Consider the following 25,656-nt stretch of genomic DNA (forward strand, 5'->3'; position numbering starts at 1 on the left):
CCTACAAATCATCAAAGTTCATAAACGCTCTTATTGAAAATGGTAAACCCAAAGTTGAAGAAAAAGCTCCATGGGCCTTCTTCGCGGTTGTCGTAGTAGTTTAGATTTAAACTTACCGGACCTAACGGGCTGTGATAAACAAGTGTGCTAGAGCCGATAAAATACCTGTTTTCAAAAGGATCGGTGTAAATTGCTTCGTTATTCGCATCGGCTACAATAGATCTAAACGGTTGAAATACATAGCCTTCCATTCTGAAGTCAATATTTTTTCTGATCGAAAAAACGGATATTAGCCCGAAGCTTGCATATTCGGTGGTTCTGAACTCATTGATAAAAATCGTCTTGCTTTCGGGTATGGGCTGATAAGCGGGAGCAGAAATAATGGAGGCGTAATAATTTTCGTAAAAGGGCTTGTTTGAGTACAGCGCCTCCAAATCAAAGCCAAAACTAACCGGCCCCAGGTTTGAAAAATAGTTCTGATAGTTAAAGCTTGTTTCAACCCATGCATGGCTTTCTTTGAAATCGTCGGCATCATTTCCAGTGGTTCCAAAAGTGGTGGTTTCGTTTCCGAATACTCCGCGCACCAGTAATTCTATCCTACTTCCTTTACTTGGGTATTGCTTTCTGTTTAAGGTATTGCGGTCTATTCCTGCAGCTATTGTACCCATTCTAAATTCGGTAAGATCTGCCGTATCGAGCACCGTAAAATTATCAGATTGGTAATACCTATCGTCTGTTTCGCCATATTTCACATCACCGAGTATCACTGTATTATTGCCCCATGAAGCCGTATAAATAAATCCTCCATAGGTTTCGTTCTTTATGATGTACGACGGTTTTGAAAGCTCAAAAAATGTTGCGAAGCTTTTAAAATAATCCCATCTGTTTGCCACAAAAAGGGGTGAAATACTCATGCGTGTTTTACCACCAAAGTCCACATTTGCCCGGAGTAAAATAGAGCCATAAAATTTTCCGAAGTAACTATTTGCCATGAGCGTTGCCGACGTTCTGCCAAAGAGATTGTACTTTAAACCAACATAACCAATATTGATGGGGCGCGATGAAAAATTACCGCCAAAATATAGGGTGAGATCTTTTTCTCTGCGGACTTTTAAATCGATGGAGTATGCGTCTTTCGTAGAGTCGTAGGTTGCAATGGGCTGTAGGTATTTAATTTTGCTGTCTTGTGCCAGGCGCAAATACTGCGGCTTAAAATCCTGAAATGTATAGACGTTGTCTTTTTCATTTTTACCGAGGGTAGATTTGATATACTCCTCCTGATTTGCATTTAAGTCGCCGCTGATTTTTATATCGCTGATATTCTGATCGGGAAAATCTGATCTGAAACGACTGCGCATAATATTCCTGTCTTGCGCGGTGCGCCTTGCATTATGCGTCATTATCTTTATTTTGGCAATGCTGTCAATGGTTGCATTATAGCCATTCTGTATTTCAGCTTCAATATCAGAAAAGTCAAAAACTCCAATATCAGATTTTGGTTCAATAACAATGCCCTCCTCGCACTTTAATGTAAAATCACGCGGGCTGGTTATCATATTTCGCACCAGCGAAAGCAAGTCATCCTCATCTGGGGGTTCAATTTGCGATGCCACATTGCTTCCAATAATTACATCGGGTAAGAAGGCATCGTACATTACATCTGCCGGAAAGTTATTGTACAAGCCACCATCAAAAAGCAAGGTGCTGTCTATAATTACCGGCTTGTAATAAAACGGATACGTGGTAGATGCACGCAAAGCAAGAGCGAGACTACCTTCGTCAAATACCACTTCTTGCTTTTGTGTAATGTCAGATGCTACACATCTAAACGGTATCATCAGACTATCAAAATCGTATTGTGCTTTCGCGGCAGGTTGTTCAAATAGATTGAGAAACATGTACTCCATCAAGTCTGGAGTAATCAGGTTGGTAGGAATAGAATTACGAATTAACCGCTTTGGTGAAATTTTCAATCGAATAATCGAAGCATCTAAAATGTCTTGGGTAAAGTAATAAACATCTTTATTTGAGAGTTCGCCGCTTATGGCAAGACTAAAGTTTTCACTTTTTACAATTTCGGTAATTTCTTCTACTGTATATCCCGATGCGTATAAGCCACCAATCAGCGCTCCCATAGATGTACCGCTGATGTAATCTATGGGAATATCATTCTCTTCCAGAGCCTTTAATACGCCAATATGAGCCAAGCCTGCTGCACCGCCGCCGCTTAGCACGAGACCAATTTTTTGAGCATGAACAGTGGTTGTGGTCAAGGTCAAAAAAAGGATTATAAAAAGAAAATTCTTCAATTTAGCCATTTGCTTAGCGCCCTCAAAATTACATTTTTTGGACAGAGAAACTAGTGTATTCACACTAACGGTAAAATGAGCTGATTTCTTGTGCGAATTTCTGTAAATACGGCAGGCAATGCAAAATTCTGGATCCGTACCAACTAAATGCCTCACCATCTACGCCCATGGTTTTTATACCTGTTTCACTTAAAATTTCACTGTCGTGAATGGCTTTGAAGGGATAGGGCTCGGAGCTTAGAAATATGACGTCGGGATTTAGTGACTTGATTTCTTGAATCGTTGTTTCCGGATACCGAAGTCCTGCGTCATCCCATTTTGAAAGGCTGTTTTCAATACCGCAAATATTCAGCATTTCTGTAATGAAAGCGTCAGTTCCGGCAGCCATGTAAGGATCTTTCCAAATCAGGTAAAGCGCATTTATTGATTTGCTACCTTCCGAGATTTTTTTTAATTTGGCAATTGCATTGTTGATTTTGGCATTGAGCAAGGCCGCTTTTTCTTCATTTCCCGTAAGGGTACCCATATCATTTGCAAATGCTTGTGCATGATCCAGATTTTGAATATCACTGACGTAAACCGGATATTTCTCCGAAAGCTTTTCTACATCTTCCCGGTTATTTTCCTCCTTATTCGCAATGATCAAATCGGGATTTAAGGCATTAATTCTATCAAAATGCAGTTTTTTAGTGCCACCAATTATCGTTTTCGCTTTCCGCAAATGTTTTGGGTGAACGCAAAATTTGGTCACTCCTACAATGCTATCTTCCAACCCCAAATCGCATAACAATTCTGTTTGGGAAGGAACCAGCGAAACGATACGCTGAGGTGGCGCTTTTAATTCAAACTTACGTGCTATTTGATCAGTATAAACAGGCATAGGGCTAATTGATTGATTAAAGTTTTAAACATCTCTTAGAAAGCGGGTTTGGTTGTGTTTTAAATTTTAGAATATAGTAAATTTTCTCAAGTGTATATTCAATATGAGATTAACACATTTGACCCTGTAAGGCGGAACATGCCCGGCACACCAAACATGTGACCCTTACAGGTCGCCCTTCTAACGGGAAAAATTCATCATACTGCTCAATATTATCCTAATGATTTTCATCGTCATAAACTCAGATATTGGACTTTTTGAGCGGACACTCAAGTGTCTTAGTCAAAAAGTTCAAGATCAAGCGCTGTGCTAAGCAAAGTTCAATAGCAAGGCGCACGTATGATTGAAAACCAATGAGTCCCGCTGGGGCGCGATGCGATGCCTTGAGTGGTTATTGAGCCTGTCGAAATGCGGAGTCGAAAGGACTGTTTTCAAAACAAGAGCAACGCCGATATCGGGCTTTATAGCCAGACATGACTTAATGCAAAGCGGCAATCAAATCATGACGCGTAATAATGTGATGTTTATTATTATCGATTTTGACAATAACAGCTGACACATTTTTATTCACCATTTTCATTACGTCTTTCAAATCCATATCGCTCTCTACAATCGGAAATGGTTTCGACATAATCTCTTTGATTTTCATATTATCAATGGATTTATTCTCTACCATCACGTCAAAAATAGCGCGTTCGTCTATCGATCCTACAAACTTACCATCTTGTACTACAGGAATTTGTGAGATGTCGTATTTGCGAAGTTTTTCTACTGCGTGCGAAACCAATTCTTCTGTGCCAACTGTAAGCAAAGGCTTGTCGCCATGTTTGTTAACCAAGTCGAGAGCAGATTTATTTCGGTCGTTTAAGAATCCGCGGTCGCGCATCCAGTCATCGTTATATACCTTGCCTACGTAGCGCGATCCATGATCGTGAAAGAGCACCACCACCACATCATCGGCAGTAAGCTCATCTTTCATTTGCTCAATTACGGCATACGCCGATCCGGCAGAATAGCCAAGCAGCAGTCCTTCTTTACGAGCCAGTTCGCGTGTATACACGGCGCCGTCTTTATCAGTTACTTTTTCGAAATGGTCGATAATACTAAAGTCGACATTCTTAGGTAGAATGTCTTCGCCAATACCTTCGGTGATGTATGAGTATATTTCATTCTCATCAAATTCACCCGTTTCGTGGTATTTTTTGAAAACGGATCCATATGTATCAGCACCCCAAAGTTTGATATTTGGATTTTTTTCTTTCAAATATTTTCCAGCTCCTGATATTGTTCCCCCAGTCCCGACACCTACTACAAAATGCGTAATTTTTCCTTCGGTTTGTTCCCAGATTTCAGGACCTGTAGTAAGGTAATGCGCTCTGGCATTTCCCGGATTGTCGTACTGGAATGGATAAAATGAATTCGGAATTTCTTTATTTAGTCGAGATGCTACAGAGTAATACGAGTCCGGGTGATCGGCAGCGACGTTTGTAGGACAAACATATACTTCCGCACCCATGGCGCGTAGAATATCCATTTTTTCCTTGCTCTGCTTGTCGCTGAGCGTGCAAATGAGCTTGTATCCTTTTACGATACAGGCAAGAGCAAGGCCCATTCCTGTATTCCCTGATGTACATTCTATTACTGTTCCGCCCGGCTTTAATTGACCGGATGCTTCGGCATCTTCAATCATTTGCAGTGCCATACGGTCTTTTACGCTGTGGCCGGGATTGAAATATTCTACTTTCGCATAAATCGTTGCAGGGATGTGTTTGCAAATTTTGTTCATGCGAACCAGTGGCGTATCACCAATGGTCTCTAAAATATTGTTGTAAGCTTTTCTGAATGCCATGCTTTAAATTTTTTGCAAATTTACGCATCTGGATTCGATTATTAAAGGGTTGTTTTAATTACGAATTATGAATTATGAATTATGAATTATGAATTATGAATTATGAATTATGAATTATGAATGTCCAAGCAAATGTGTCTTACTCAACAGAACATATATTGAACTCGCAAAATTTGAAGTAAACAAATTACAAAGACAATTTTATATCTTAGGAGGATTATTTCAAGACTTTGCATGCAGCAGTGCTAACTGAAAAAGCGGAGCAGATTGTGTGCATTTCGATATTAAAAACCGGGCAGCATAGGATGGAGCTAAGTGGGATTACCAACGTGGGAATTATTAAAATAATCGCTGAGCTTCTTTCAGTTGCTAAGAAAAAGAGGTTGATTTTTTTACTGTTTATTCTGCTTCTGTTGAAATCGGAGCGTGGAAATGGTCAATCTTATGACGCGTATCATCAACTGATTTTAGCAGCAGAGGAGTTTTACTTCCTTCAGAATAATGTTGATAGTTCATTGTTTTACTATGATAGGTGTTTCAAATCTTTTGATTTTATTTTTGCAAGAGACGCTGTAAATGCTTTTCAAATAGCCTATAAGGAGGGTCGTCCCATTGATGAGTTTTTGATAACAGCCATGGAGTCTGGTGTTACGCCATATGTTTTAGCAAGCATTCCAGCGCTGACTGATTTTACAAAAGATTCACTGCCTAATTTAGACTTAATGCGCGATTATGATCTATACCGTTCTCGCTATCTGGAAAGAATAAATGTAAAATGTTTGAACAATATTTACAGACTAGGAATCAAGGATCAAATAACCAAGTACATAGAAGGAAGACATGAAACTGGACCATTATTTAAGTTGGCATTGGTTTATGGCCTCCCCGGAGAAAGAAATTGTGGGATTGAAGATTTGGAAATCCATAAGGAATTGGGAGGCAGAGCAGCAGATTTTCTTAGTCTGAGAGATAGTATGTCTGAAAAGTACGGAAGGGGCCTCAGGTATTACAAACTGGATAATAATTCACTGATTACGCATATTCCTATCGTAATTATGCTTCATGATTACTGCACCTATAAAGACTATGAGAACGACTTGCGCGAAGCATATTTAGGGGGGTTTATTCATCCGAGGGAAATAGGATGTATTTATGATAACGCTTTCAGAGGTTATGGATCAAAATGCTTGATGGTTCCAAATAGAGGGATTTTTGGATTAAATACTTTTGTGAATATTTCCAATACCAATATAGATGAAGAAAAGGCAAATCAACTTAGATCAAAATGGCAAATATGCTCAATTGAAATAGACAGAAAAAAGAAAGAATTAGAAAAGCTAGGGTTTAGATTTATTTGGGATTATTGGTGAAAGCGGGAATCAATATTTTGTATTAAGAAAATAAACGCAATAGTCGGATTTAGTTTATCTCATAATGGATCAAATTCACAACTAAAATGGACCATAATATTATTAATGCCATGGTCTTCGTAAGTATTGCGATCATATTTGTGATTTTCAGACCCAAGAAAATGAATGGCCTATTTGGCTATAGAACTCCGCGCTCTAAAAAAAACTTGTCAAATTGGAATTATGCTCAAAGACTAAGTAGCTCGCTTCTCTTAATTTTCACAAGTTCTATTTTTGTATTGACCTTATTTCCGGCTTATATTGAAATAAATTTCAATGTTGTCGTAATTTTAATTCTTCCGTCATTCATTTTGACAATATTGATTGTTGAATACAAATTATGGCGAAGAGATAATTAGGGAGCTTCGAATTAATCAAACCGTATAGCCTTTGTAGGCCGTATCTGCGCCACAGCAAGCGAAGGAATCAACATGGCAGCCACACAAATAAGCAGGGTAGCCAGATTCAACCCAAGAATCACCATGGGGTCAAGCAATACCGGAACTACAGAAACGTAGTAATTCTCCGGGTCGAGTTTCACAAATCCAAAGGTTTTTTGGAGCAATCCAAGTCCTATGCCCAGCGCATTTCCCGCAAGGAGGCCAATGGTAATAATGTAGGCAGCCTGAATAATGAAAATGCGCTGAATAAACCAAGACCCGGCACCCATCGCCTTGAGCATACCTATCATATTGGTGCGCTCCATGATGAGAATGAGCAGGGCAGAAGTCATATTGATTACCGAAATCAAAATCATCAATCCCACAATAATTAGGGTGTTGAGATCAAGCATTTCCAGCCAGTTAAAAATTTCAGGAAGGTTTTGCTTTATGGTAGAGGTCTTTAAATCGTAGTTGAGATGCTCGTATAAAATCTGATCCATTCTATCCAAATCTTCGTAGCTGTTTAGCTGCACTTCAAATCCACCGGTATAGTATTTTCCCGATCCGCCTGAAGTTGAAATGGTATATGAATTATCAGCAGGGCAGTGGCAGTTTCCAGCAGCACGGGACACACCTGAATAGTTGAAAAATGCTGTGTCGCCAATAGTTTGGGTATTATCTGTCGCCACCACGTAAATGGTGGTATCGCCTTGAATGCAAAATGAATGTGGCCCTTCTCCGCGCAGCGAATCGGCACTCCATTTAAGCCGCAGATCACCGTTTCCGCCAAAACCTTTTGCAGCCAAAAGTGTCTGCCCGTTTTGGCAACCCTTATAAATCATTTGGGCATCAATACCCCATTGGCTCAACTTTCTAATCTGATCAATATCGATAAAGACAAATTCTTCGTCCATCTCTTTGAGGCCGGTATTAAAAATACCAACAAGCGTAAAATTCCGCTGGCTCATTCCGCTTTTAGCGTTCTGAAAATAGACAGGAACTTTGTCGCCCAGCTTTACTTGTAGCCGCTTTGCAAGAAATTCCGAGATGAGCATATCGTTGCTCGTCGCCGTGTCGCTTACGCTTAAAACGCTTCCCTCTACGAGTTTTGATTTTAAAAAAGTCCAGTCAAAATCACTCGCAACACCCTTTGCAAGAATGCCTTGTATATTGTCTTTGGTTTCAAGCACACCCTCTTTAAGCGCAAACATATTGATGTGCTTTACACCGTCAACAGTATCGAGCGAAGGATAAAACGCCTGGTCTATTTCCAGTTTTGGATCAACAAACTTACTGGCAGTTCCAAATTGGGTAATTTGGATATGAGAGCCAAAACCAATTACTTTTTCTCTAATTTCGCCCTGAAAACCTGTAACGATTGCTATGGCCAGAATCATTACCGCCATGCCGAGTGCTATGCCAATAGTGGCAATACGCACAATGGGGCGGGAGAGTTCCTTGCCCACACTTTCTTTACGAATTAAACGTTTTGCTATAAATAATGGAGTATTCAATGCCCTGTATCAAATTAGCGTTTTTGCTAAACGCGCGTAAAAGTATGAAATTCATTAGCCTTTGCTGCCTGTTCTTGCCATTGATTGCATCTTGCAGCTCACAATCTGCCCAAAACCATTTTCCGGAAACTAAAAGTCAAGCGGAAACGATTACGGAAAAACAAATATTGCCGGGTATTTACGCTATGGATTCCATTGTGGCTGCCCTTTTGGGGAAAAGAGTGGCGTTGATTGCTAACCACACCAGTTTGGTAGATGGTACGCATGCGGTTGACACGCTTTTAGGCTCGGGGATAAATGTTGTAAAAGTATTTGCATCAGAGCATGGTTTTCGCGGCGATGCACCCGATGGTGCGCATATCGGGAATACAAAAGATCCAAAAACGGGACTTCCCATTGTTTCGCTCTACGGAAAAAACAAAAAGCCAACACCCGAAATGCTGAAAGATGTTGACGTAATAGTTTTTGATATTCAGGATGTGGGATGCAGGTTTTACACCTTTTTGTCAACGATGCATTACGCTATGGAGGCCGCTGCCGAAAATGGTTTGGAAATGGTTGTGCTAGACAGACCAAATCCAAATGGTTTTTATGTTGATGGCCCGGTGCTCGATCCGAAGTTTAAATCATTTGTTGGTATGCATCCCATTCCCGTAGTCTACGGAATGACCCTGGGCGAATGCGCTAAAATGATAAATGGTGAAGGATGGCTTAAAGATGGCGTAACTGCCGATCTGAAAGTATTTGAATGTGAAAACTATACACATAGCTCACTATACGAATTGCCTGTAAAACCGTCGCCAAATTTGCCAAACATGGATGCAATATATTGGTATCCAAGTCTCTGCTTTCTGGAAGGTACAGATGTAAGCGTGGGCAGGGGAACGCCAACTCCATTTACGATTATTGGTGAACCTGGAAATAAAGGTGGAGATTTTGAATTCACACCCGTTTCTATTGAAAATGCATCAACAGATCCAAAACATAAAGGCGAAGTTTGCGTGGGCTATGACCTTTCGGGAAAGCTCGATTTTAAAAACCTACCAGATACTGTGCAGATTTCCTGGCTTGTACGGATGTACAATGAAACAGATAGCAAGGCAGACTTTTTTCGGAAGGATGGATATTTTGATCTCCTGGCCGGAACTGATGCATTGCGAAAAGCTTTGGTGGCCGGAAAAACGGCGAATGAAATAAGAGCTGAATGGCAAAAAGATTTGCTGGACTTTAAAAAGATTCGCGTTAAATATTTGATTTACGCAGACTAGAAACCATTGTAGACTGAAATCGTAAACCTATTCTAAGATAAAAAATCATGAACGATATTCTTTCCATAATTCTGGCACTTGCTCCTTATTTAATCATTGGCTTTGTGTTAATTTATCTTTTTCACGAAGCGATGCGTTTTATAAAAACCCGCGACGAGCAAATGATAAAGTTGCGATTGGCTACCAATCAAAATACAGTGAGCAGCGGACAGAGCGAATCTGTTATAAAACTTGAGCTTCAGGCTGCCGAGCGATTTGCGTTATATCTGGAGCGTATTTCTCCCGATAGATTGGTGATGAGATTGCACCAAACGGGGATGAGTGCCAAAATGCTCCAGTCTGAAATGCTTCGCGCAATCCGTGAAGAATTTGACCACAACCTTTCGCAGCAGATTTACATTTCTGAAAATGCGTGGGAGCTGATTAAAAATGCAAAAGAAGAAATGGTGAAGTTTATCTCTGTTTGCGGAGATAATATGGGCGATAAAAATTCTGGACTTGACCTGAGCCGTAAGATTTTTGAAGCAGCTTCACGTGTTGAGAAATTACCAAGTGAAATTGCTCTTCAGTATTTGCGGAAGGAGACAAGGCGGTATTTGAATTAATAGGCAATAGGCAAGGAGAATTTATGGTATTTAATAGGCAATAAGGATGCCGTCGCTTCGCGTCTCGCGAGGGACGATTTGTCTGGCGTCCCGCCGGGTTCCAGTGAAAAAATTTGGTTTTGATTTTGCGTAAAAATTTCGATTCCACAGGGTGCATGACAGCTGAGCAAAGTTTTTAAACCACAGAATAGAAATCCGTCAAGATAAGCCTGGCGGGACGCCAGATGTAACCACCCTCGCAAGATGCGAGCGTGTGCAATGGGTCAAAAAAACACCTCCCTCGCTACTTTAAACGTATTTGCATGGGCATCAACAATAGTCGCAATACGTTCTGAATAGCCGCCCCCCATGTTGAAGACTACAGGAATTTCTTGCTTCGCAATTTCTTCAAAAACAATTTGATCTCGGGTTTTGCAGCCATCAATTGTTAGCGCAAGTCTTCCGAGTTTATCCGTTTTTAAAACATCAACCCCTGCTAGGTAAAAAATCAAATCGGGTTTTTGTGATTGGATGAGTTTGGGAATATTTTCGCGAACGATTTTCAAATAAGTATTGTCGTCTGTATTATCATCTAAGGCAATATCTAAATCTGATTTTTCTTTGTGATGCGGATAGTTTTTGGCGCCGTGCACGCTAAATGTAAAAACCCGATCGTCGCCTTTAAAAATAAAAGCCGTCCCATTTCCCTGATGCACATCTAAGTCAATGACCAGTATTTTCTTTTTTCTTAAATTATCAATGGCATAATGCGATGCAATGGCAATGTCGTTTAAGAGACAAAAACCTTCGCCATGACCTGGATAGGCGTGATGGGTGCCTCCCGCAACATTCGCGGAAGCGCCGTACTGTAAAGCGTAATCAACTCCCGAAACAGTGCCTTGTGTAATTTCGAGCTCTCGCTGAACCAAGCCTGCGCTAAGCGGAAACCCGGTAACGCGCTGCTCGCGTTTTGAAAGACTTAGTGTTTTTAATTTTTCAAGATATTCCTTGTCATGAACTTTTAAAATCAGCTCATCGTCAATTGGCTTGGGATGGAAAAAATTGGCTTCGGTAAAACTGCCTTCGTGAAGCAATTGAGCAGGAATCAGGCTATATTTTTCCATTGGAAAACGATGTCCGGGAGGCAAAAGATGGGGGAAAGTATTGCTGTAGGCGATTTTGAGCATGGACAGTTTTAACAGATTGTTTGGGTGTTTGTTGAGCTTGAGACATCTCCATTTATAAAGAAGCCATCGCTGCGCGTCTTGCGAGGGACGATTTGATAGACTTCCCGCGGATTCCTGTGAAAAGGATTTCTCTCTATTCCCAATTTCAAACTTTAGTCTAAAAGACAGAGACCCTTCAAAATTTAGCCTGGCAAGATGCCAGTTAAGACCACCCTCGCGAGACGCGAGCGCGTGCCCGAGACAGAGCCTCAAGCCTAATTAAATAAGCTCAAAAATCAATACTTTAAGCAGTGGTTTATATTTCTCGTCAAAAGGACAGTTTATGAAAACGTTTTTATTAAAACCCATAAACTGTATTAAATTATCCCGCTAATGATAGCCATTCATCAACATCTCCCGTTGATTTGTGAATGACTACTTCACCTTCAATCTTTTTTGCACATTCTTTTGCAAATTCAACTGCTTCCGGCTTCGTATTGAAAACTCTCGTGGCGCGAATGTTTCCCTGTAATACAACAGACCACTTTCGCCCTATTCCCAACATAACGTGATACCTATTAGGATGTGCAGGTTTTGCAGAAGCAGCAACCAAAGCACCCAACTCTTTTGTATATAGACTTTTTATAGGCATATTCAAATATACACATTTTTAAATGAAAAGAAAATATAATGGCTGAGAGTCTTATCAGGTTAATACAAAGAGGTAGTAAGAGTAACAGGTACTTCAGTATAAGCGAAACCGGCGGCAAAAAATAGGAAAATATTGCTGTAGGCGATTTTGAGCATGAGCAGTTTTAACAGATTGCGTGCATGAATGTTGGATTTACTTAAAATCTGTCAGAATTATATGCTAAATTGTCGCTAAAAATTCTTTTGTAGTTAGCACAGGGATTTTAGAGTTCTGAAAGTCTTTTTTGTTCCGTGTTATTATTATATCTATCTGATTTTCTAACGCTGAATAGTATTGCAGTCCGTCTTCAAAATCAGGAAATTCTTCGTCGTTTAAAGCTAACTCTGTTATTTTATCATCTAAGCTCAATATTTCAACCAGTACTTTGAATTTACGTAAGATTTGTCGTGCTTCTCGCGACGATGTTTGTTTGGTTAATGTATAGTTGGTGTTTGCGAAAGATAAAGATGAAATAGCCATTCTTAATTTTTTTTGGTCACAAAGTGAAAATAATTCAGCAGCTTCTTCATAAAATCCTGATCTTTTAGCCAATAAGTCAATTATGACATTTGTATCGATTAATAGTCTTGTCATTTGTACTTCTTCATTATGTAATCAGCGTATTCCTTCTTTTCATCATAATCGGCCGGCAGTTCTATCACCCCGCTCAAACTCTCCACTAAAGGAGTTATTTTGGAATTTTTACTGGCGGGTTGAGTTAGAGAATTAAAGTATGACTCAATTAATTTAGAAAGACTCGTATTGTTTGATTTAGCGTACAGCTTCGCTTTTTCAATAATAGTTTGATCTAAACTTACAGTTAATTTCTTGGACATGATTATTTGTTTACGTACGAATATACCAAATATTTACGTATTCAACAAAAATAAATGACCTACATCGTCAAGCTCTGCATCAATATTGCACAAGCTATAGCACCAAAAGTACCAATAGCATATCCCAAAACGGCAAGCAGTACCCCAACCGGAGCGAGCGCAGGGCTAAACGCCGATGCTACAATAGGAGCAGAGGCAGCACCGCCAATATTGGCCTGGCTGCCTACGGCGATAAAGAAAAATGGGGCGCGAATGAGTTTTCCGATAAGGAGAAGGATGGTGATGTGAATAAGAATCCAGATAAATCCGATAGAAATAATGTACTTAAAAACTTCCCATTCGCGAATAAGCTGACCAATATCCATGTGCATTCCAATCGTTGCTACGAGTACATACAGAAAGGCGCTTCCAAATTTTGAGGCTCCTGCATCTTCGTATTTTTTAAGTTTTGTAAAAGAAATCGCAACACCACCAATTGTCGCAATTACCACCAGCCAGAAAAACGAACTGCCAAACGAGGTAAAAAGCCTGATCCACGAATCGGGATTGGCCTCTAAAGCAGCGGTTATGCTTCCTTCTATTCCCGGAGCAATGGCGTCGCTTAGCGCATGAGCGATGGCAACTGTTCCAAACCCAATTGCGAGAATTATCATAATGTCAGTAAACGATGGAATGCGCGCATTGGCAAGCTGCTGTTTTTCAATGCGATTTTTGAGATCGGCTATAGCAGAATTGTCTGCTTTTAGCGATTTGTCGAGCTTGTCAGAAATTCCGGCTCCGTACAGTAAAAATGCCATCCAGATATTTGCCACCACCACATCTACAACTATCATGGCAGAGAAAAGGGTATCGCTTGCACCGTAAATTTCCTTCATTGCAGTTTGATTGGCACCGCCACCTATCCAGCTACCGGCTATGGTTGCCAGTCCACGCCATATAGCTTCGGGTCCACCACCTTCAAGTAATTGGGGCTCAAATTGACCCATTATAAAAAGGGCTATTGGAGCACCGATAATAATGCTCACAGTAGAAGTTCCAAACATGATCAAGGCTTTTGGGCCAAGCTTAAAAACGCCTTTCAGATCAATATTTAAGCAGAGTAAAACCAAACTGGCCGGCAGTAAAAAACGTGATGCTACGAAATAAAGGCGGTCTGAAGTTTCGGCCGAAAATAAGCCGAGAGAGTTGAGGATGGCTGGTACAAAATAGCAGAGTAAAAGGGCGGGAACGAATTTATAAAATCCGGCAAATCGGGGTGAACCGCTGGTTTTGAAGATAATGGCCAAAACGACCATCAATATGCCAAGAGTAATGGCATCGTTATTTATCAATCCCTGTACTTCTAAAATTATTGGCATTATAAACGGTTGATGGATTTCACAAAGCGCAATAATAAGCTTTTAATTGATAAATCCAGCTAGCAGAAAGTCAAGTAGGTATTAAAGGCAAAGCCGCTGACGGTCCTAAGACCAATCAGCGACTTCTCCCCTTAAACTATCCGTTCAAATATATTTATTACTGTATCAGTAATTTCTTTGAGAGTGTTTGTTTTCCGTGTGTAATGTGCAGAAAGTACATTCCGGGTTTAAAATTAGATATGTTCAATTCCTTTGGAGTCAAATTCTTAAAATCACTTTTAAATTTTTCTAATCCATGCCCTTGAGTATCAGAAATTTCGATTATGATATTCTCCCAGTCTCCTTTCGTTTGCAGATTTACCTGCTTGCCGTAGCTTCCCGGGTTAGGGAAAATGAACATATTAAGCTTTAGAATTTCCGGGTTTCCAAATGCTATATTGCATATCTCTCCCCAGGGCGTCCATGCTCCTTCTTTCAAAGCTCTCGCTTGAGCCTGATAATAAGTTTCAGGAGTAACTCCTTCTAATGAAATAGCTGAAAATTCGGGTTGATTACTTTGAAGGTTTGCTTCGAAGTTTTCTGCTTCATTGCTAATTCTGATCTCATATACGGAGGCGTTTTCAATAGGTTGCAGTAATATGATATCAGATTGTAAATTAATTGAATAATTTTCACACCATTCATCTGTAAGTGCCGTCGTTTCTATAAAAGGTATCACTTTTACAATACAATTTTCGCCGTATTCGCCCCAAATATTGCGGTATTTAGCACGAACTAAAACATTGTATTCTACCTCTAATTCCAGATCTTCAACATCTGCTAGTGGGCAGCTGCTCTCTCCATCAGAATAGTAATAAAGCCTGGCCAAAGTAATTGGATTTTCGAACCGGAATTCATAGTCAGTTGCTCCTTGCACCGAGGTGGCTGTAACTATGTCTTCTATCATCAGGTTTAGGTTTCCACAATCGCCACTTATCAGTTTAGATTCATTTATTGCAAATTGTAATTCACATGCCGATCCAAAATCGCTTGGAATAAGTGGATTCACCCCTTTTACCCGAATTTGATAAATCATTCCTGGTATCAAGGCAGGTATATCGCTTCCGCTAAAAGAAGGAATGGTGGTAGTAAAGTTTATAGGATTGTCCAAATCTGGCAATCTGCGCAGTTCCCATGCATAATTCAAGACGTTTTCTACCGGTTGGCAATTTACAGAGTCGTAAAAACCAACATTTTGTTGTTCGCAAATTGACGCTTCAACTTGTGTTTCAGAAAGACTATCGCAGCTCATCTGCTCAATTGTAAAATTGGCGGAAGCCGAACAGCTATTGCCATCAAGTACGTCAATCACATACGTATCTGCCGAAAGGCTATTGAGTACCATGTTCGTAATTACCACGTTGTTTAGTGTCACTATATAAGGCTCGGTTCCTCCGCTTACGCTGATAGATGCTGCACCTGCAGGATTATCATCACAATCGTCGTTTTCAATACTTTGCACGGCAATAAGCAAGGCGGCAGGCTCTGTAAGTACAACTTGCAGAAAGGCAGTACACTCACCTTCTACAAGACTAGCTTGATAGGTGCCGGAACCTAGTCCAGTAAGAACTGTTCCCGTCATCCCATTATTCCACGTAAGTGTATAATCGTTTGAAACGGTGCTAACTGTTATATTTATCTCGCCATTTTCACTTCCGTTACATGTAGGCGATAAGCTTGAAATAAGCGTAATTCCTACACCCTCGCAAAGAATGCAATCGTTTTCGATAATATTATCGCAAGTTCCACAATCGTCGTAATATGCTTCTCCACCCCATACACCGGCACAATCTTGCACACAGTCGTTGTTGGAATTCGAATCGCAAGTTCCGCAATTATCAAGGTATGCACTCCCTCCCCAAACTCCGGCGCAATCTTGCACACAGTCATTATTCGGATTTGAATCGCATACCTCGCAGTTGTCAATTACCGCATTTCCACCCCATACACCGGCACAATCCTGCACACAGTCATTATTTGGGTTTGAATCGCAGACACCGCAATTGTCCATGGCAGCATCTCCACCCCATACGCCGGCACAATCTTGCACACAGTCGTTGTTGGAATTCGAATCGCAAGTTCCACAATTATCAATGTATGCACTACCTCCCCACACACCGGCGCAATCTTGCACACAGTCATTATTCGGATTTGAATCACATACCTCGCAGTTGTCAATTACAGCATTTCCGCCCCACACACCGGCACAATCTTGCACACAGTTGTTATTCGGATTCGAATCACAAACTCCACAATTGTCCATTACTGCGTTTCCGCCCCACACACCGGCACAATCTTGTACACAGTCGTTATTCGAATTTGAGTCACAGACGCCGCAATTATCCATTACCGCATTTCCACCCCAGGCACCGGCGCAATCTTGCACACAGTCATTATTTGCATTTGAATCGCAGATGCCGCAATTGTCAAGCTCGGCGGTTCCATTCATTACATTTAAGCAGTCATAGCAGCTATTCCAGTCTCCTCCATTATTGTCATTGCAGTCGTCGCCCAGAGTCACATACCCTGTTGGTTGCGCGCATGATTCAATAGTAGCGTTTGGATCTCCGTGGCCGTCATTATCAGTATCGGCATACCAGGTTTGTACTGATCCTACTGTTATATAATCTGATTTGAGTTCAATATCATTTCCAAATTGGTTTGTAGCAATAAGGCGTACATTGTACGTACCGGGTGTATTGTAAGTAATTGTGCCTGGATTTGCTCCGGTTACCGTAAAGGGGCTTCCGCCAAAAAATTTCCACTCATAGCTATCTACGTCTCCAGTAGTAAGATTTGTAAAAGTGGTACTACCGCCTTCGCAAATATTTGTTGAAGCTGCCGAAAAGTTAGCTACCGGTGGATCTCCGCCACTACTAAAACAGAAGTTAGTTGTTTCCTGGGTTCCAAAATCACCACCCGAAGCGAGCAAATTATCGTTTTCATCTTCTAGGGTGTATGAGCCATTGCCGTTCTCGCAGCATATTCCATCGCCCATTATATCCATTATCACAAAGTCATAGCAACCATTGTCCACACAAACAATTTCTGTTTCAATGGTTCCACTTTGAAAATTGGCATAAGGACCACCGCTGGCTATAGTTTCATTGGCACTATTGCGTATTAACCAAGTGGTTTGCCCGCCCAGCACATCTTTTACGATGTTGAGTGTAAGTGTATGTCCGTTCTGTACCGCGTTGTATCCCGCTGTAGATTGGTCGTTTGATGAGTTTGCATCGGTACTTCCATTTGGTAAATTCGTGCGTGCATAAAGCGTTTGCTGACCCCAGCCACCATTGTATACCGGTAGGGTTACATCTACCGATTGGTTTTGTCCTAAAAGCCCTGTCCAGCTGTAGTTTTGCCAGCTTCCTGTCGTTTTGTACTGGATGGTGACATTGTTTAAATTTACACTCCCCACGTTTGTAAGCGTGACCACGGGCTGTATCATATTTATACACGAATTTCCCACCGGTTTAGTAATGGCTATAATAGAAGCATCGGCCTGAGTAACTGTGATAGGTTCGCAGCCGTTAGAATTTATCAGATTGATTCGCGAGTTTTCCAAGGCAGCGCGCATACGTAGCTTTTGACCTTCGCTAAACATGTTTTTACAGTTCTGACTGGTGTAGTCCATGTAATTTTCTACCTGTTGGGTACCTCCACAAGCGGGGTTGTTGCAATTTGAATTTAAAGTGGTAGGAGGGGTGTCGCAAACCCTGTCGCCTTGCATAGTGCAGTTTGTTTCAGTACAAGTGCCTCCCTGAAAGGTGTGAAATAAGGCAAAAGCATGACCAATTTCGTGGGTAAGAGTTTTGTTTTTATTGGTATAAGATTTTAATGCTCCTATAGTTCCAAAAGCATTGTAGAGCAATACTGTACCATCAACTATTGAGGTTGTAGGGAAATAGGCATACCCTTGAATTCCAGAGCCTCCGTTGTTATCTTCAATTTCGGTAACTACCCAAATATTGTAATATTGTTGATTTGGCCAACGCGAAAGATTTTTAACTGAGGTTTCGCTGGCTCCCTGACCGTTTCCGGCAGTAATACCTTCGGTGCAATAATCTGTCACGCTACACCCACTTATACGGTTAATTCCGGTAGAGGCATTCCCATTAGGATCGCGTTGTGCGAGGCAAAATTCTACTTCAATATCTGCACCGTCTCCATCGCCTGCCGTACCAATCATTTTCCGGTAGTCCTGATTCAAAGCGTTTATAGCGCTGTAAACCTGCTCGTCAGAAATATTCGATCCTGTGCCAATAGCTTCGCCTTTGTGAATAATGTGCACAACAACAGGAACGGTATGAATAGTTCCGGTTTTAGGAACCATTCCTGATTTATATTGTTCAACCAGATTTTCAATAGCGATTTGCTGTGCTTCCTGCTCGGCCCGGTATTGCGGGTTTTGCAACATAAGTCGCTCATGTATATCAGTATGAGCACACTGATCTTCAGTGTGTTCGTTAAAGTCGCCATATGGAGTTTGTTCGCTCTCCTGGCCAAAAATACATGTAAATGCAAATAGTGATAATATCGTCAAGTAGTGTCTCACAGTCCTGAATCTTTAGTGATGATTCCCGACTGTTTACTGTAATACTTGATTTTTTGTTACGAGAAATTAATTGATAACGATAGAAAATCGATGAATAATCATCTGGCTTCGTCGAACACTATTAACTACCTTTTTTGCTTCGGATAGAAGCTTCTATGGCATCCCACATTTCTTCAGGAACTGCCTCCAGTTGATTAAACTGGCCTGCTCCCTGTAGCCATTCACCTCCATCTATTGTCACAATTTCACCGTTCATATAAGCTGCAAAATCACTCATTAAATAGGCCGCCAAATTAGCGAGTTCCTGGTGCTCCCCAGTTCTACGAAGCGGAATTCTTTTTTCCATCGATATTTTTTCTTTCAACGGTTCAGGCAATAATCTGTCCCAGGCTCCCTTTGTTGGAAATGGACCCGGAGCGATTCCGTTAAAACGAATGCCGTATTTTGCCCATTCCACCGCCAGGCTGCGGGTCATGGCCTGCACACCTGCTTTTGCACATGCAGATGGTACGACATATGCCGAACCCGTAGTGGCATATGTGGTTACTATATTGACTACTGTGGCAGGTTGTTTTATTTCAATCCAGTGTTTACCAAAAACCATGGTCATATTTATCGTACCTTTAAGAACGATATCAATAATCACACTAAAAGCCTTTGGGCTTAGCCTCTCGGTAGGGCTAATAAAATTTCCGGCAGCGTTGTTGAGCAAGCCGTGTACGGCTCCAAACTCATCAAGTGTTTTTTTAAGAAGTACGTGAATCTGGTCTTCATGACGCACGTCGCAAGCAACTGCCAGTACCTTGCCTCCGGTTTTTTCGCGCATTTCGGCTGCTGTTTTTTCGAGTACATCAAGTTTTCTACTTGTAATAACCACATTTGCACCGAGTTGCGAAAAATATGTGGACATAGATTTACCCAGACCCGTGCCGCCGCCGGTTACCACAATAGTTTTTCCTTTTAAAGCGTTATCTTTCAGCATTGGTTCAGCAAAATTCATATCCATTGAGTTTTTTTAATTTAGCCAAAGTAACTACTAAAATTTAGAATATTGAAAACCTCTTATCCTGCCAAAATATTACTCGCCTGGGGTGAGGCCATTAGCGGTAATAAAAAAATTCGAGAATGGCTTATGGAAAACGGATATCCCGAGCTGGGTATCTTTGTTTTTGCGCTCCGCAATAAAGATGATGCCAAGAAATGGCTCTTTGAAAATAATTTTAGACATCTCGCCGCAACTATTTCTGGAGCCGAAGGGAACAAAGGTGCAATAGAATGGTTGTCTAAAAGTGATTTTGATGTTCTTGCACGTGTTGCAGGTGTGGGCGATGGAGATGAACCTGCGTTTAAATGGCTTTTGGCCAACGGACATAGGGAAATGGCAATGATTGGCAAGAAAATTGAGGCAGTAAAGGATGAAATTGAACGCGATAACAACGACGTTCATAAAATAAGTCAGGAATAAAAACTAAAAAAAAATAAAATGAAATTATTGAAAACCAGCTTAATTCTATTCGTTAGTTTACTTTGTTTAAACCTTCAGGCGCAAGACAAAGCAGACAGACCAAGCCCGCCAATGACCGCTGAAGCAGTGGTAAATGGTACAGAAGTAGTTATAGATTATTCATCGCCTGCAGTGAAGGGTCGTACCGTATGGGGAGATTTAGTTCCTTACGGAAAATCGTGGCGCACAGGAGCTAATGAAGCAACGACGTTGACGATTTCTGATGATGTTGAAATTGATGGCCAAGTGTTAAAATCAGGAAAATACAGCCTGTTTACTATTCCGGGAGAGAAGGAATGGACATTTATTATCAATAGTGTTTGGGATCAATGGGGGGATTATAATTACGATGCATCAAAAGATGTTATGCGTTTTACAGCCAAGCCTCGTGAGCTTACCGAAGCTCAGGAGCGTATGATTTTTGAAATTTCAGATGCCGGCATGGTTGAGGTAAAATGGGATAAACTCGGTGTTGGTTTTAAAATCAAATAATCTTTTCCAAAAAAAATTGCGGAGCAGAACCAGCGGTTTTGCTCCGTTTTTTTGCCTTATACTTTTTACTCGGTTATCTTATAATGCAATCCCAAACTATCTCTCAAACTTTGGTTGGCATTTTTATTCAATTCCCAATAAGGAAGCATTTCGGTGTTACGGGCTTCTGCCTTCGTGGTTAGCGCTTTGGCAGGATTGGAAAAATTATTTGTTTCTTCCCAGCTTATGATTTTAAATGGAAATAGGCTTTGACAAGATATTTTCAATACACGATCTAATTCAGGATACTTGATGGTATATACGTAAAACTCCTTTGGCTCTTCGCTTTTTACATCATTAACTTGCAATACAAGGGAAGCCTGAGCATCGTAAGCCTTCAGATCCTTGTGGTTTAATCGCAAATACTCCTGCGAGGGAACCATCTTTATTTTTCCCAGTGGCAACATTTGTGGCTCCAAGCGTATTCGTGTCCACACATCTTCTTCCACATAAGTGGCATCAATAGCTTCATTTACATCACCTTCTGCCTGAAAGTAAGAGCGCTGCTCATAATTCAGCTTTCCATTTCGCAAATTCATTTGCGCAAAGCTCTGTCCGCACCAGTCTTGCGACGAAAAAGTGAGCTTTAGAGTTTGTGGATACTTTCTAAACTCAATAGGAGTAAAAATGCTCGTCATAATAGAGTAATCGTAAATTCCGGTGATGAATTTTTTCATGTAATTCAGTTTCAAAACAGAAATTCCTTTTTCATCGCCAAATTCTTTTTTCACCTGTTTTTCCGGAAGAAAATCTTCGGTAACGTAAATAAGCACCGCGTCGCCTTTTCGTTTTTCACCATAGCGTATTTGGGTAAGATCGAAATGATTGAGCTCGGCTTTTCCGGCATACCAATAATCACCGAACTGCTCGGGATGCGTTTGCTCAAACGAATCGTCGGGCGAAGTATTGACCTGTGCATCGCATGATGAAAAGGTGAATAAGAGAATAATGTAAAATGTAATTTTTTTAATGTCTTGAGGCATGACTAAAGGATTTTCGTTCGGCAAGTTAGCAAGAACTTTTGGTGAATATCTTGTTGTGCTTTAACTCGCGATGCCATTTTTGCTGTGAAAAAACAACATTTGACTATTGAGCTCTATTCGTATTGCACTAATCACCGCATATTTAAGGGGAATAGACGTGTTATTCTCCGCATTCTTAGTGTTCTGTGACAAAAACACCTATTTACAAGCCAAGTAATTCTTGATGCGGTGAAAATTTTATAGCAATAACAGAGGCTTGTTTAAGGTATTCGTCGCTTTTTCTGTCGTTATCGTCTGTGAGTCGGTTTCGTCAAGATTAGTTTCAAACATATTTTCTTGTGGTAGTTCGATTTCTATTCTATCGTTAAATTGTGACTTCCCACTTTTTATAAGATGTCTGAAAAGCACATAATCAATTCCCGCGTGTGCCAGGCTTGCGCCAATAATGCCCATGTAATCCGTGTAATATCCCAAAGCGGCAATGGCTAATGTCATGTAAACGCCGTAAACGGTCATCTTCCAATCACGGGGATCTAAATATCCGTGTATGGCGACAAAAACTATGGCGGTTATCCACAGGCCGATAAGCGGCTGTATGGCTCCGCGAAAAAGAAGCTCTTCACCAAATCCGGCGCAGAGGGAAATGAAAATAATATGCCAATGTTTTAGTTTAAGTCCGGCTATAATGCGCGAATATTTTTTTTCAACTCCACCCAAAAATGGTCGCGACACTACATATTGCGCTCCATAACCCAAAGCAAATCCAAGTGCAATACCGGATGGAATTTGAAGCCAGACTGCAACCGGCGATCTGAACATGATTGCCAGCGAATTATCTCTGAAAATAGCCAGAATGCCCCAGCCAGCGAGTGGAAAAAGTATCAATGTCCCCAGCGCTGCCAGGAGTAACCTTTTTCTCATCCGTTTTCAGAATCTTCAAAGTCGTCCATCGAAAAAACAGAGCTGAACAAATCTGAAAACGATAATCCGTCGTCCAAAATATTTTTGCTTAGCATAGAGTATTCTGAAAGTCCGTGAAGAACGAATTCCATTAGCAAAAAGCTATCTGCTTCACTTGCTTTTGGGTTGTATTTTTTCGCTAAATCTTCAAGTCCCGGAACTTCTTTAAGGCTTTTTTGATATTCTTTTTCAGTGAGATCTGCAGGCAAGTCAACTTCATTTTTTCCAAACCACCGCACAATTTTATCGTAGGGATTTATTTCGTTTTTACGCTTCTTGGCCAGTTCAGGATCTGGAAAGAACTGGGCAAATTGATTTCGAATAGCCTTGCCCATCAATGTGAGCGCTACGCCTCGCGATCCTTCTTGCTCACCCTCATATACCAGCTCTACCTTTCCGGTAATGGCGGGTAAAATTCCCAATAAATCTCCAACTCGCGCTCGACCCTTTGCCTCACCATTTTTGATAATTCGTCGCTCAACGGCACTTACCATATTTTCAAAAGCAGTAATTGTAAGCCTCGCCGAAACACCACTTTTTTGATCTATAAACTCGCTACTTCGGGCTTCCACGGCTATTTGCTCAATGAGTAGGCTTATCAAATCTGGAACTTCAATATTCTTTTTTTGGTCATCGGCAAGTCGTGCTTCCTGGCGAGTAATCGCCGATGAGATAATCGTGTTTTTCGGATAATGCGTTAGTATCTGACTTTGAATCCGGTCTTTAAGCGGTGTGATAATTGCACCACGATTGGTATAGTCTTCGGGGTTTGCTGTAAATACAAACATCACATCAAGCGGCAGTCGCAATTTAAATCCGCGAATCTGAATATCGCCTTCCTGCAATATATTGAACAAGGCTACTTGAATGCGCGGCTGTAAATCAGGAAGCTCATTAATAACAAAAATTCCGCGGTGAGCGCGGGGAATCAGTCCAAAGTGTATGACGCGCTCATCAGAATAATCGAGTTTTAGGTTGGCAGCTTTTATCGGGTCTGCATCGCCGATAAGGTCGGCCACTGTTACATCAGGAGTCGCCAGTTTTTCAGTGTAGCGATCATCCCTGTGCAGCCATTCAATGGCGGTGTCGTCACCTTTTTCAGCAATAAGATCAATGGCGAATCGTGAAATTGGCTTTAAGGGGTCGTCAGAAATTGAAGACCCTTTTACAAACGGAATATATTCGTCAAGCAATGACGTTAGCTGGCGTGCCATGCGGGTTTTTGCCTGTCCGCGCAAACCCAGAAAATTAATGTTGTGCCGCGATAAAATGGCGCGTTCTACTTCCGGAAAAACCGTATTTTCATATCCCAGAACATCCTGAAAAACAGGTTCTCCGCTTTTTAATTTTTTAATTAGGTTATTGCGCAATTCATCTTTTATAGGAATAGATTTATATCCCGATTCTTTTAATGTTTTTAAAGTCTCTGGTCTTTTGGCCATTTTCGTCATTTCTTGATAGATATTCAACAATATTTTTAAATCGTGGCAGTATTATGCCTGAATCCGTCTCTTATATTCTAATTTTGGACTTTGATATAGTTAATCAAACACGAATCTAAGGCATTGGTTGCGATGAAGTATAGAAATTTCCTACATATTATCACATTTTTTGTTTTCCCGGTATTGATTATAACAGCTTGCGAGAGTGGCAAAAGCGAAAAGAAAACAAATGAAAATTACCGTTACATATCAGGCGATGCACAGGGCACAACCTATTCCATTACCTATTTAGATTCAGCGAATACGAAATTTTCTAAGGCAGTGGCAGATTCAATTCTCGACAATTTTGATATGTCGCTATCGGTGTGGAGAGAAAACTCCACTATTTCCAAGTTTAACAGAGTAGACTCTATGGAAATAACTGATAAGCTTTTTCTTACAGTATTTTTCCGTGGTCGCGAAATTGAAAATAGAACGAATGGTGCCTTTCAACCCATGATTATGCCACTTGTGCGTGCTTGGGGCTTTAGTACTGAAGGTGCGCATCCAAAAGGCGACCTGAATACCGATTCCCTAATGGCGATGGTGCATACACCGCTTAGGGTATTGCCTGCAGATACATCGGCCGAAAGGCAAAGAAATGCATTTATTATTCAAAAAAAGCCAGGCCAACAAATAGATGTGAACGGTATTGCACAGGGATTTTCTGTAGATGTGATAGCCGATTTTTTAAGAGATCGTGGCGTACGCGATTTTATGATCGAAATAGGTGGCGAAGTGCTCGCAAATGGTCTGAATGATAAAGGTGAATTGTGGAGAATAGGTATTGATAAACCAGTTGATCTCGATGAAGAACGCGAACTTCAGGCTATAGCCAAAGTTGACAATAGAGCCATTGCCACATCCGGCAGCTACCGTAAATACTATATGAACAATGGAAAGCGGTATTCTCATACCATCGATCCGGAAACCGGCAAACCAGTTGACCATCAGCTTTTAAGTACGACAGTACTTGCCCCAAATGCAACCAATGCAGATGGGTTTGCGACAGCCTTTATGGTAATGGGTGTAGAAAAGTCAAAAGAATTTGTGGAAGATAATCCAGATTTAATGCTGGATATCTACCTGATTTACGGTGAAGGAGATAGCCTTAATACTTATATGAGTAAAGGGCTAAAGGAAATACTCGAAGAGATTTAATCTTCGTTAAGACACTTATCTTCAGGACGCGCTCCGCATACGCCACAGCTCGCTCCGGCTTCGTTGAGCATCGGATTATTACTTGCGCAAGTACCTGCAAATTTTCCGTCTTTTTTTACCAATATTTTAATGGCTATTCCGGCAAAAGCCAGAGCCAATAATACGATTGCAACTAGAATTAATTTTAGCATA

22 protein-coding genes are annotated in these 25,656 nt (G+C 40.9%); 7 read left to right on the plus strand and 15 right to left on the minus strand.

Going from position 1 to position 25,656, the window contains the following annotated elements:
* Positions 1 to 11 precede the first annotated feature (11 nt).
* The 3 genes from G3O08_RS02910 to G3O08_RS02920 form a co-directional block, all read right to left on the minus strand.
* Entirely contained in the window at positions 12 to 2,279 is a 2,268-nt protein-coding gene (locus tag G3O08_RS02910; RefSeq protein ID WP_163283178.1) for a patatin-like phospholipase family protein, read from the minus strand.
* Positions 2,280 to 2,373: 94 nt separating this feature from the next.
* Positions 2,374 to 3,189: a helical backbone metal receptor gene (locus G3O08_RS02915; protein ID WP_163283179.1), complete on the minus strand. Its 816-nt coding sequence runs from the start codon at positions 3,187 to 3,189 to the stop codon at positions 2,374 to 2,376.
* Positions 3,190 to 3,667: 478 nt separating this feature from the next.
* Positions 3,668 to 5,038, minus strand: coding sequence for a pyridoxal-phosphate dependent enzyme (locus G3O08_RS02920; RefSeq protein WP_163283180.1), 1,371 nt, complete (start codon positions 5,036 to 5,038; stop codon positions 3,668 to 3,670).
* 242 nt (positions 5,039 to 5,280) lie between these two features.
* Here G3O08_RS02920 and G3O08_RS02925 point away from each other — a divergent pair, with 242 nt between their 5' ends.
* Positions 5,281 to 6,408, plus strand: coding sequence for a hypothetical protein (locus tag G3O08_RS02925; RefSeq protein ID WP_163283181.1), 1,128 nt, complete (start codon positions 5,281 to 5,283; stop codon positions 6,406 to 6,408).
* Between the two features lie 161 nt (positions 6,409 to 6,569).
* The gene (locus tag G3O08_RS02930; RefSeq protein ID WP_239540902.1) at positions 6,570 to 6,806 is read left to right on the plus strand and encodes an SdpI family protein; all 237 of its coding nucleotides are present in this window, start codon (positions 6,570 to 6,572) and stop codon (positions 6,804 to 6,806) included.
* Positions 6,807 to 6,817: 11 nt separating this feature from the next.
* On the opposite strand, the gene G3O08_RS02935 is transcribed toward G3O08_RS02930, so the two are convergent.
* Entirely contained in the window at positions 6,818 to 8,344 is a 1,527-nt protein-coding gene (locus G3O08_RS02935) for an FtsX-like permease family protein (protein ID WP_163283183.1), read from the minus strand.
* Positions 8,345 to 8,388: 44 nt separating this feature from the next.
* Here G3O08_RS02935 and G3O08_RS02940 point away from each other — a divergent pair, with 44 nt between their 5' ends.
* Together G3O08_RS02940 and G3O08_RS02945 are read left to right on the plus strand one after the other, a co-directional pair.
* The gene (locus tag G3O08_RS02940) at positions 8,389 to 9,612 is read left to right on the plus strand and encodes an exo-beta-N-acetylmuramidase NamZ family protein (protein WP_204336762.1); all 1,224 of its coding nucleotides are present in this window, start codon (positions 8,389 to 8,391) and stop codon (positions 9,610 to 9,612) included.
* A gap of 47 nt (positions 9,613 to 9,659) precedes the next feature.
* A complete protein-coding gene (locus G3O08_RS02945) occupies positions 9,660 to 10,217 on the plus strand; it encodes a DUF7935 family protein (protein WP_163283185.1) in 558 nt (185 codons plus the stop codon).
* Between the two features lie 263 nt (positions 10,218 to 10,480).
* On the opposite strand, the gene G3O08_RS02950 is transcribed toward G3O08_RS02945, so the two are convergent.
* The 7 genes from G3O08_RS02950 to G3O08_RS02980 form a co-directional block, all read right to left on the minus strand.
* Positions 10,481 to 11,383 (minus strand): histone deacetylase family protein, encoded by a 903-nt coding sequence (locus tag G3O08_RS02950; protein WP_163283186.1) that lies wholly within the window; start codon positions 11,381 to 11,383, stop codon positions 10,481 to 10,483.
* A 361-nt stretch (positions 11,384 to 11,744) separates the two neighbouring features.
* Positions 11,745 to 12,014: a DUF2188 domain-containing protein gene (locus G3O08_RS02955; RefSeq protein WP_163283187.1), complete on the minus strand. Its 270-nt coding sequence runs from the start codon at positions 12,012 to 12,014 to the stop codon at positions 11,745 to 11,747.
* 219 nt (positions 12,015 to 12,233) lie between these two features.
* Complete coding sequence (locus tag G3O08_RS02960; RefSeq protein WP_163283188.1) at positions 12,234 to 12,647, minus strand: type II toxin-antitoxin system VapC family toxin; 414 nt, start codon at positions 12,645 to 12,647, stop codon at positions 12,234 to 12,236.
* Positions 12,644 to 12,889 carry a DUF6364 family protein gene (locus tag G3O08_RS02965; protein ID WP_163283189.1) on the minus strand — a complete coding sequence of 82 codons (246 nt, stop codon included), beginning with the start codon at positions 12,887 to 12,889 and terminating at the stop codon, positions 12,644 to 12,646. The genes G3O08_RS02960 and G3O08_RS02965 overlap by 4 nt, the downstream gene beginning before the upstream one ends.
* 59 nt (positions 12,890 to 12,948) lie before the next feature.
* Positions 12,949 to 14,247, minus strand: coding sequence for a DUF819 family protein (locus tag G3O08_RS02970; RefSeq protein ID WP_163283190.1), 1,299 nt, complete (start codon positions 14,245 to 14,247; stop codon positions 12,949 to 12,951).
* Positions 14,248 to 14,404: 157 nt separating this feature from the next.
* Positions 14,405 to 18,844, minus strand: coding sequence for a zinc-dependent metalloprotease (locus tag G3O08_RS02975; protein WP_163283191.1), 4,440 nt, complete (start codon positions 18,842 to 18,844; stop codon positions 14,405 to 14,407).
* 121 nt (positions 18,845 to 18,965) lie between these two features.
* On the minus strand, positions 18,966 to 19,844 hold the full coding sequence (locus G3O08_RS02980) for an SDR family oxidoreductase (RefSeq protein WP_163283192.1): 879 nt from the start codon (positions 19,842 to 19,844) through the stop codon (positions 18,966 to 18,968).
* A gap of 51 nt (positions 19,845 to 19,895) precedes the next feature.
* Here G3O08_RS02980 and G3O08_RS02985 point away from each other — a divergent pair, with 51 nt between their 5' ends.
* Both G3O08_RS02985 and G3O08_RS02990 read left to right on the plus strand, forming a co-directional pair.
* Positions 19,896 to 20,309 carry a hypothetical protein gene (locus tag G3O08_RS02985; RefSeq protein WP_163283193.1) on the plus strand — a complete coding sequence of 138 codons (414 nt, stop codon included), beginning with the start codon at positions 19,896 to 19,898 and terminating at the stop codon, positions 20,307 to 20,309.
* 18 nt (positions 20,310 to 20,327) lie between these two features.
* Positions 20,328 to 20,840: a DUF2911 domain-containing protein gene (locus tag G3O08_RS02990; protein ID WP_163283194.1), complete on the plus strand. Its 513-nt coding sequence runs from the start codon at positions 20,328 to 20,330 to the stop codon at positions 20,838 to 20,840.
* Between the two features lie 65 nt (positions 20,841 to 20,905).
* On the opposite strand, the gene G3O08_RS02995 is transcribed toward G3O08_RS02990, so the two are convergent.
* The 3 genes from G3O08_RS02995 to G3O08_RS03005 all read right to left on the minus strand — a co-directional run bounded on the left by G3O08_RS02995 (position 20,906) and on the right by G3O08_RS03005 (position 24,264).
* Positions 20,906 to 21,862 carry a septum formation inhibitor Maf gene (locus G3O08_RS02995; RefSeq protein ID WP_163283195.1) on the minus strand — a complete coding sequence of 319 codons (957 nt, stop codon included), beginning with the start codon at positions 21,860 to 21,862 and terminating at the stop codon, positions 20,906 to 20,908.
* Between the two features lie 237 nt (positions 21,863 to 22,099).
* Positions 22,100 to 22,783, minus strand: coding sequence for a CPBP family intramembrane glutamic endopeptidase (locus tag G3O08_RS03000; protein ID WP_163283196.1), 684 nt, complete (start codon positions 22,781 to 22,783; stop codon positions 22,100 to 22,102).
* Entirely contained in the window at positions 22,780 to 24,264 is a 1,485-nt protein-coding gene (locus G3O08_RS03005) for a sigma 54-interacting transcriptional regulator (RefSeq protein WP_204336763.1), read from the minus strand. The genes G3O08_RS03000 and G3O08_RS03005 overlap by 4 nt, the downstream gene beginning before the upstream one ends.
* A gap of 132 nt (positions 24,265 to 24,396) precedes the next feature.
* On the opposite strand from G3O08_RS03005, the gene G3O08_RS03010 reads away from it, so the two are divergent.
* Positions 24,397 to 25,464, plus strand: a complete 1,068-nt coding sequence (locus tag G3O08_RS03010) for an FAD:protein FMN transferase (RefSeq protein WP_163283197.1) — start codon at positions 24,397 to 24,399, stop codon at positions 25,462 to 25,464.
* Here G3O08_RS03010 and G3O08_RS03015 read toward each other — a convergent pair.
* A complete protein-coding gene (locus tag G3O08_RS03015; protein WP_163283198.1) occupies positions 25,461 to 25,655 on the minus strand; it encodes a membrane or secreted protein in 195 nt (64 codons plus the stop codon). The two genes, G3O08_RS03010 and G3O08_RS03015, sit on opposite strands and share 4 nt — an antisense overlap.
* Position 25,656 lies beyond the last annotated feature (1 nt).

Source organism: Cryomorpha ignava, assembly GCF_010686655.1.
In the GTDB taxonomy this organism is placed as follows: Bacteria; Bacteroidota; Bacteroidia; order Flavobacteriales_D; family Cryomorphaceae; genus Cryomorpha; species Cryomorpha ignava.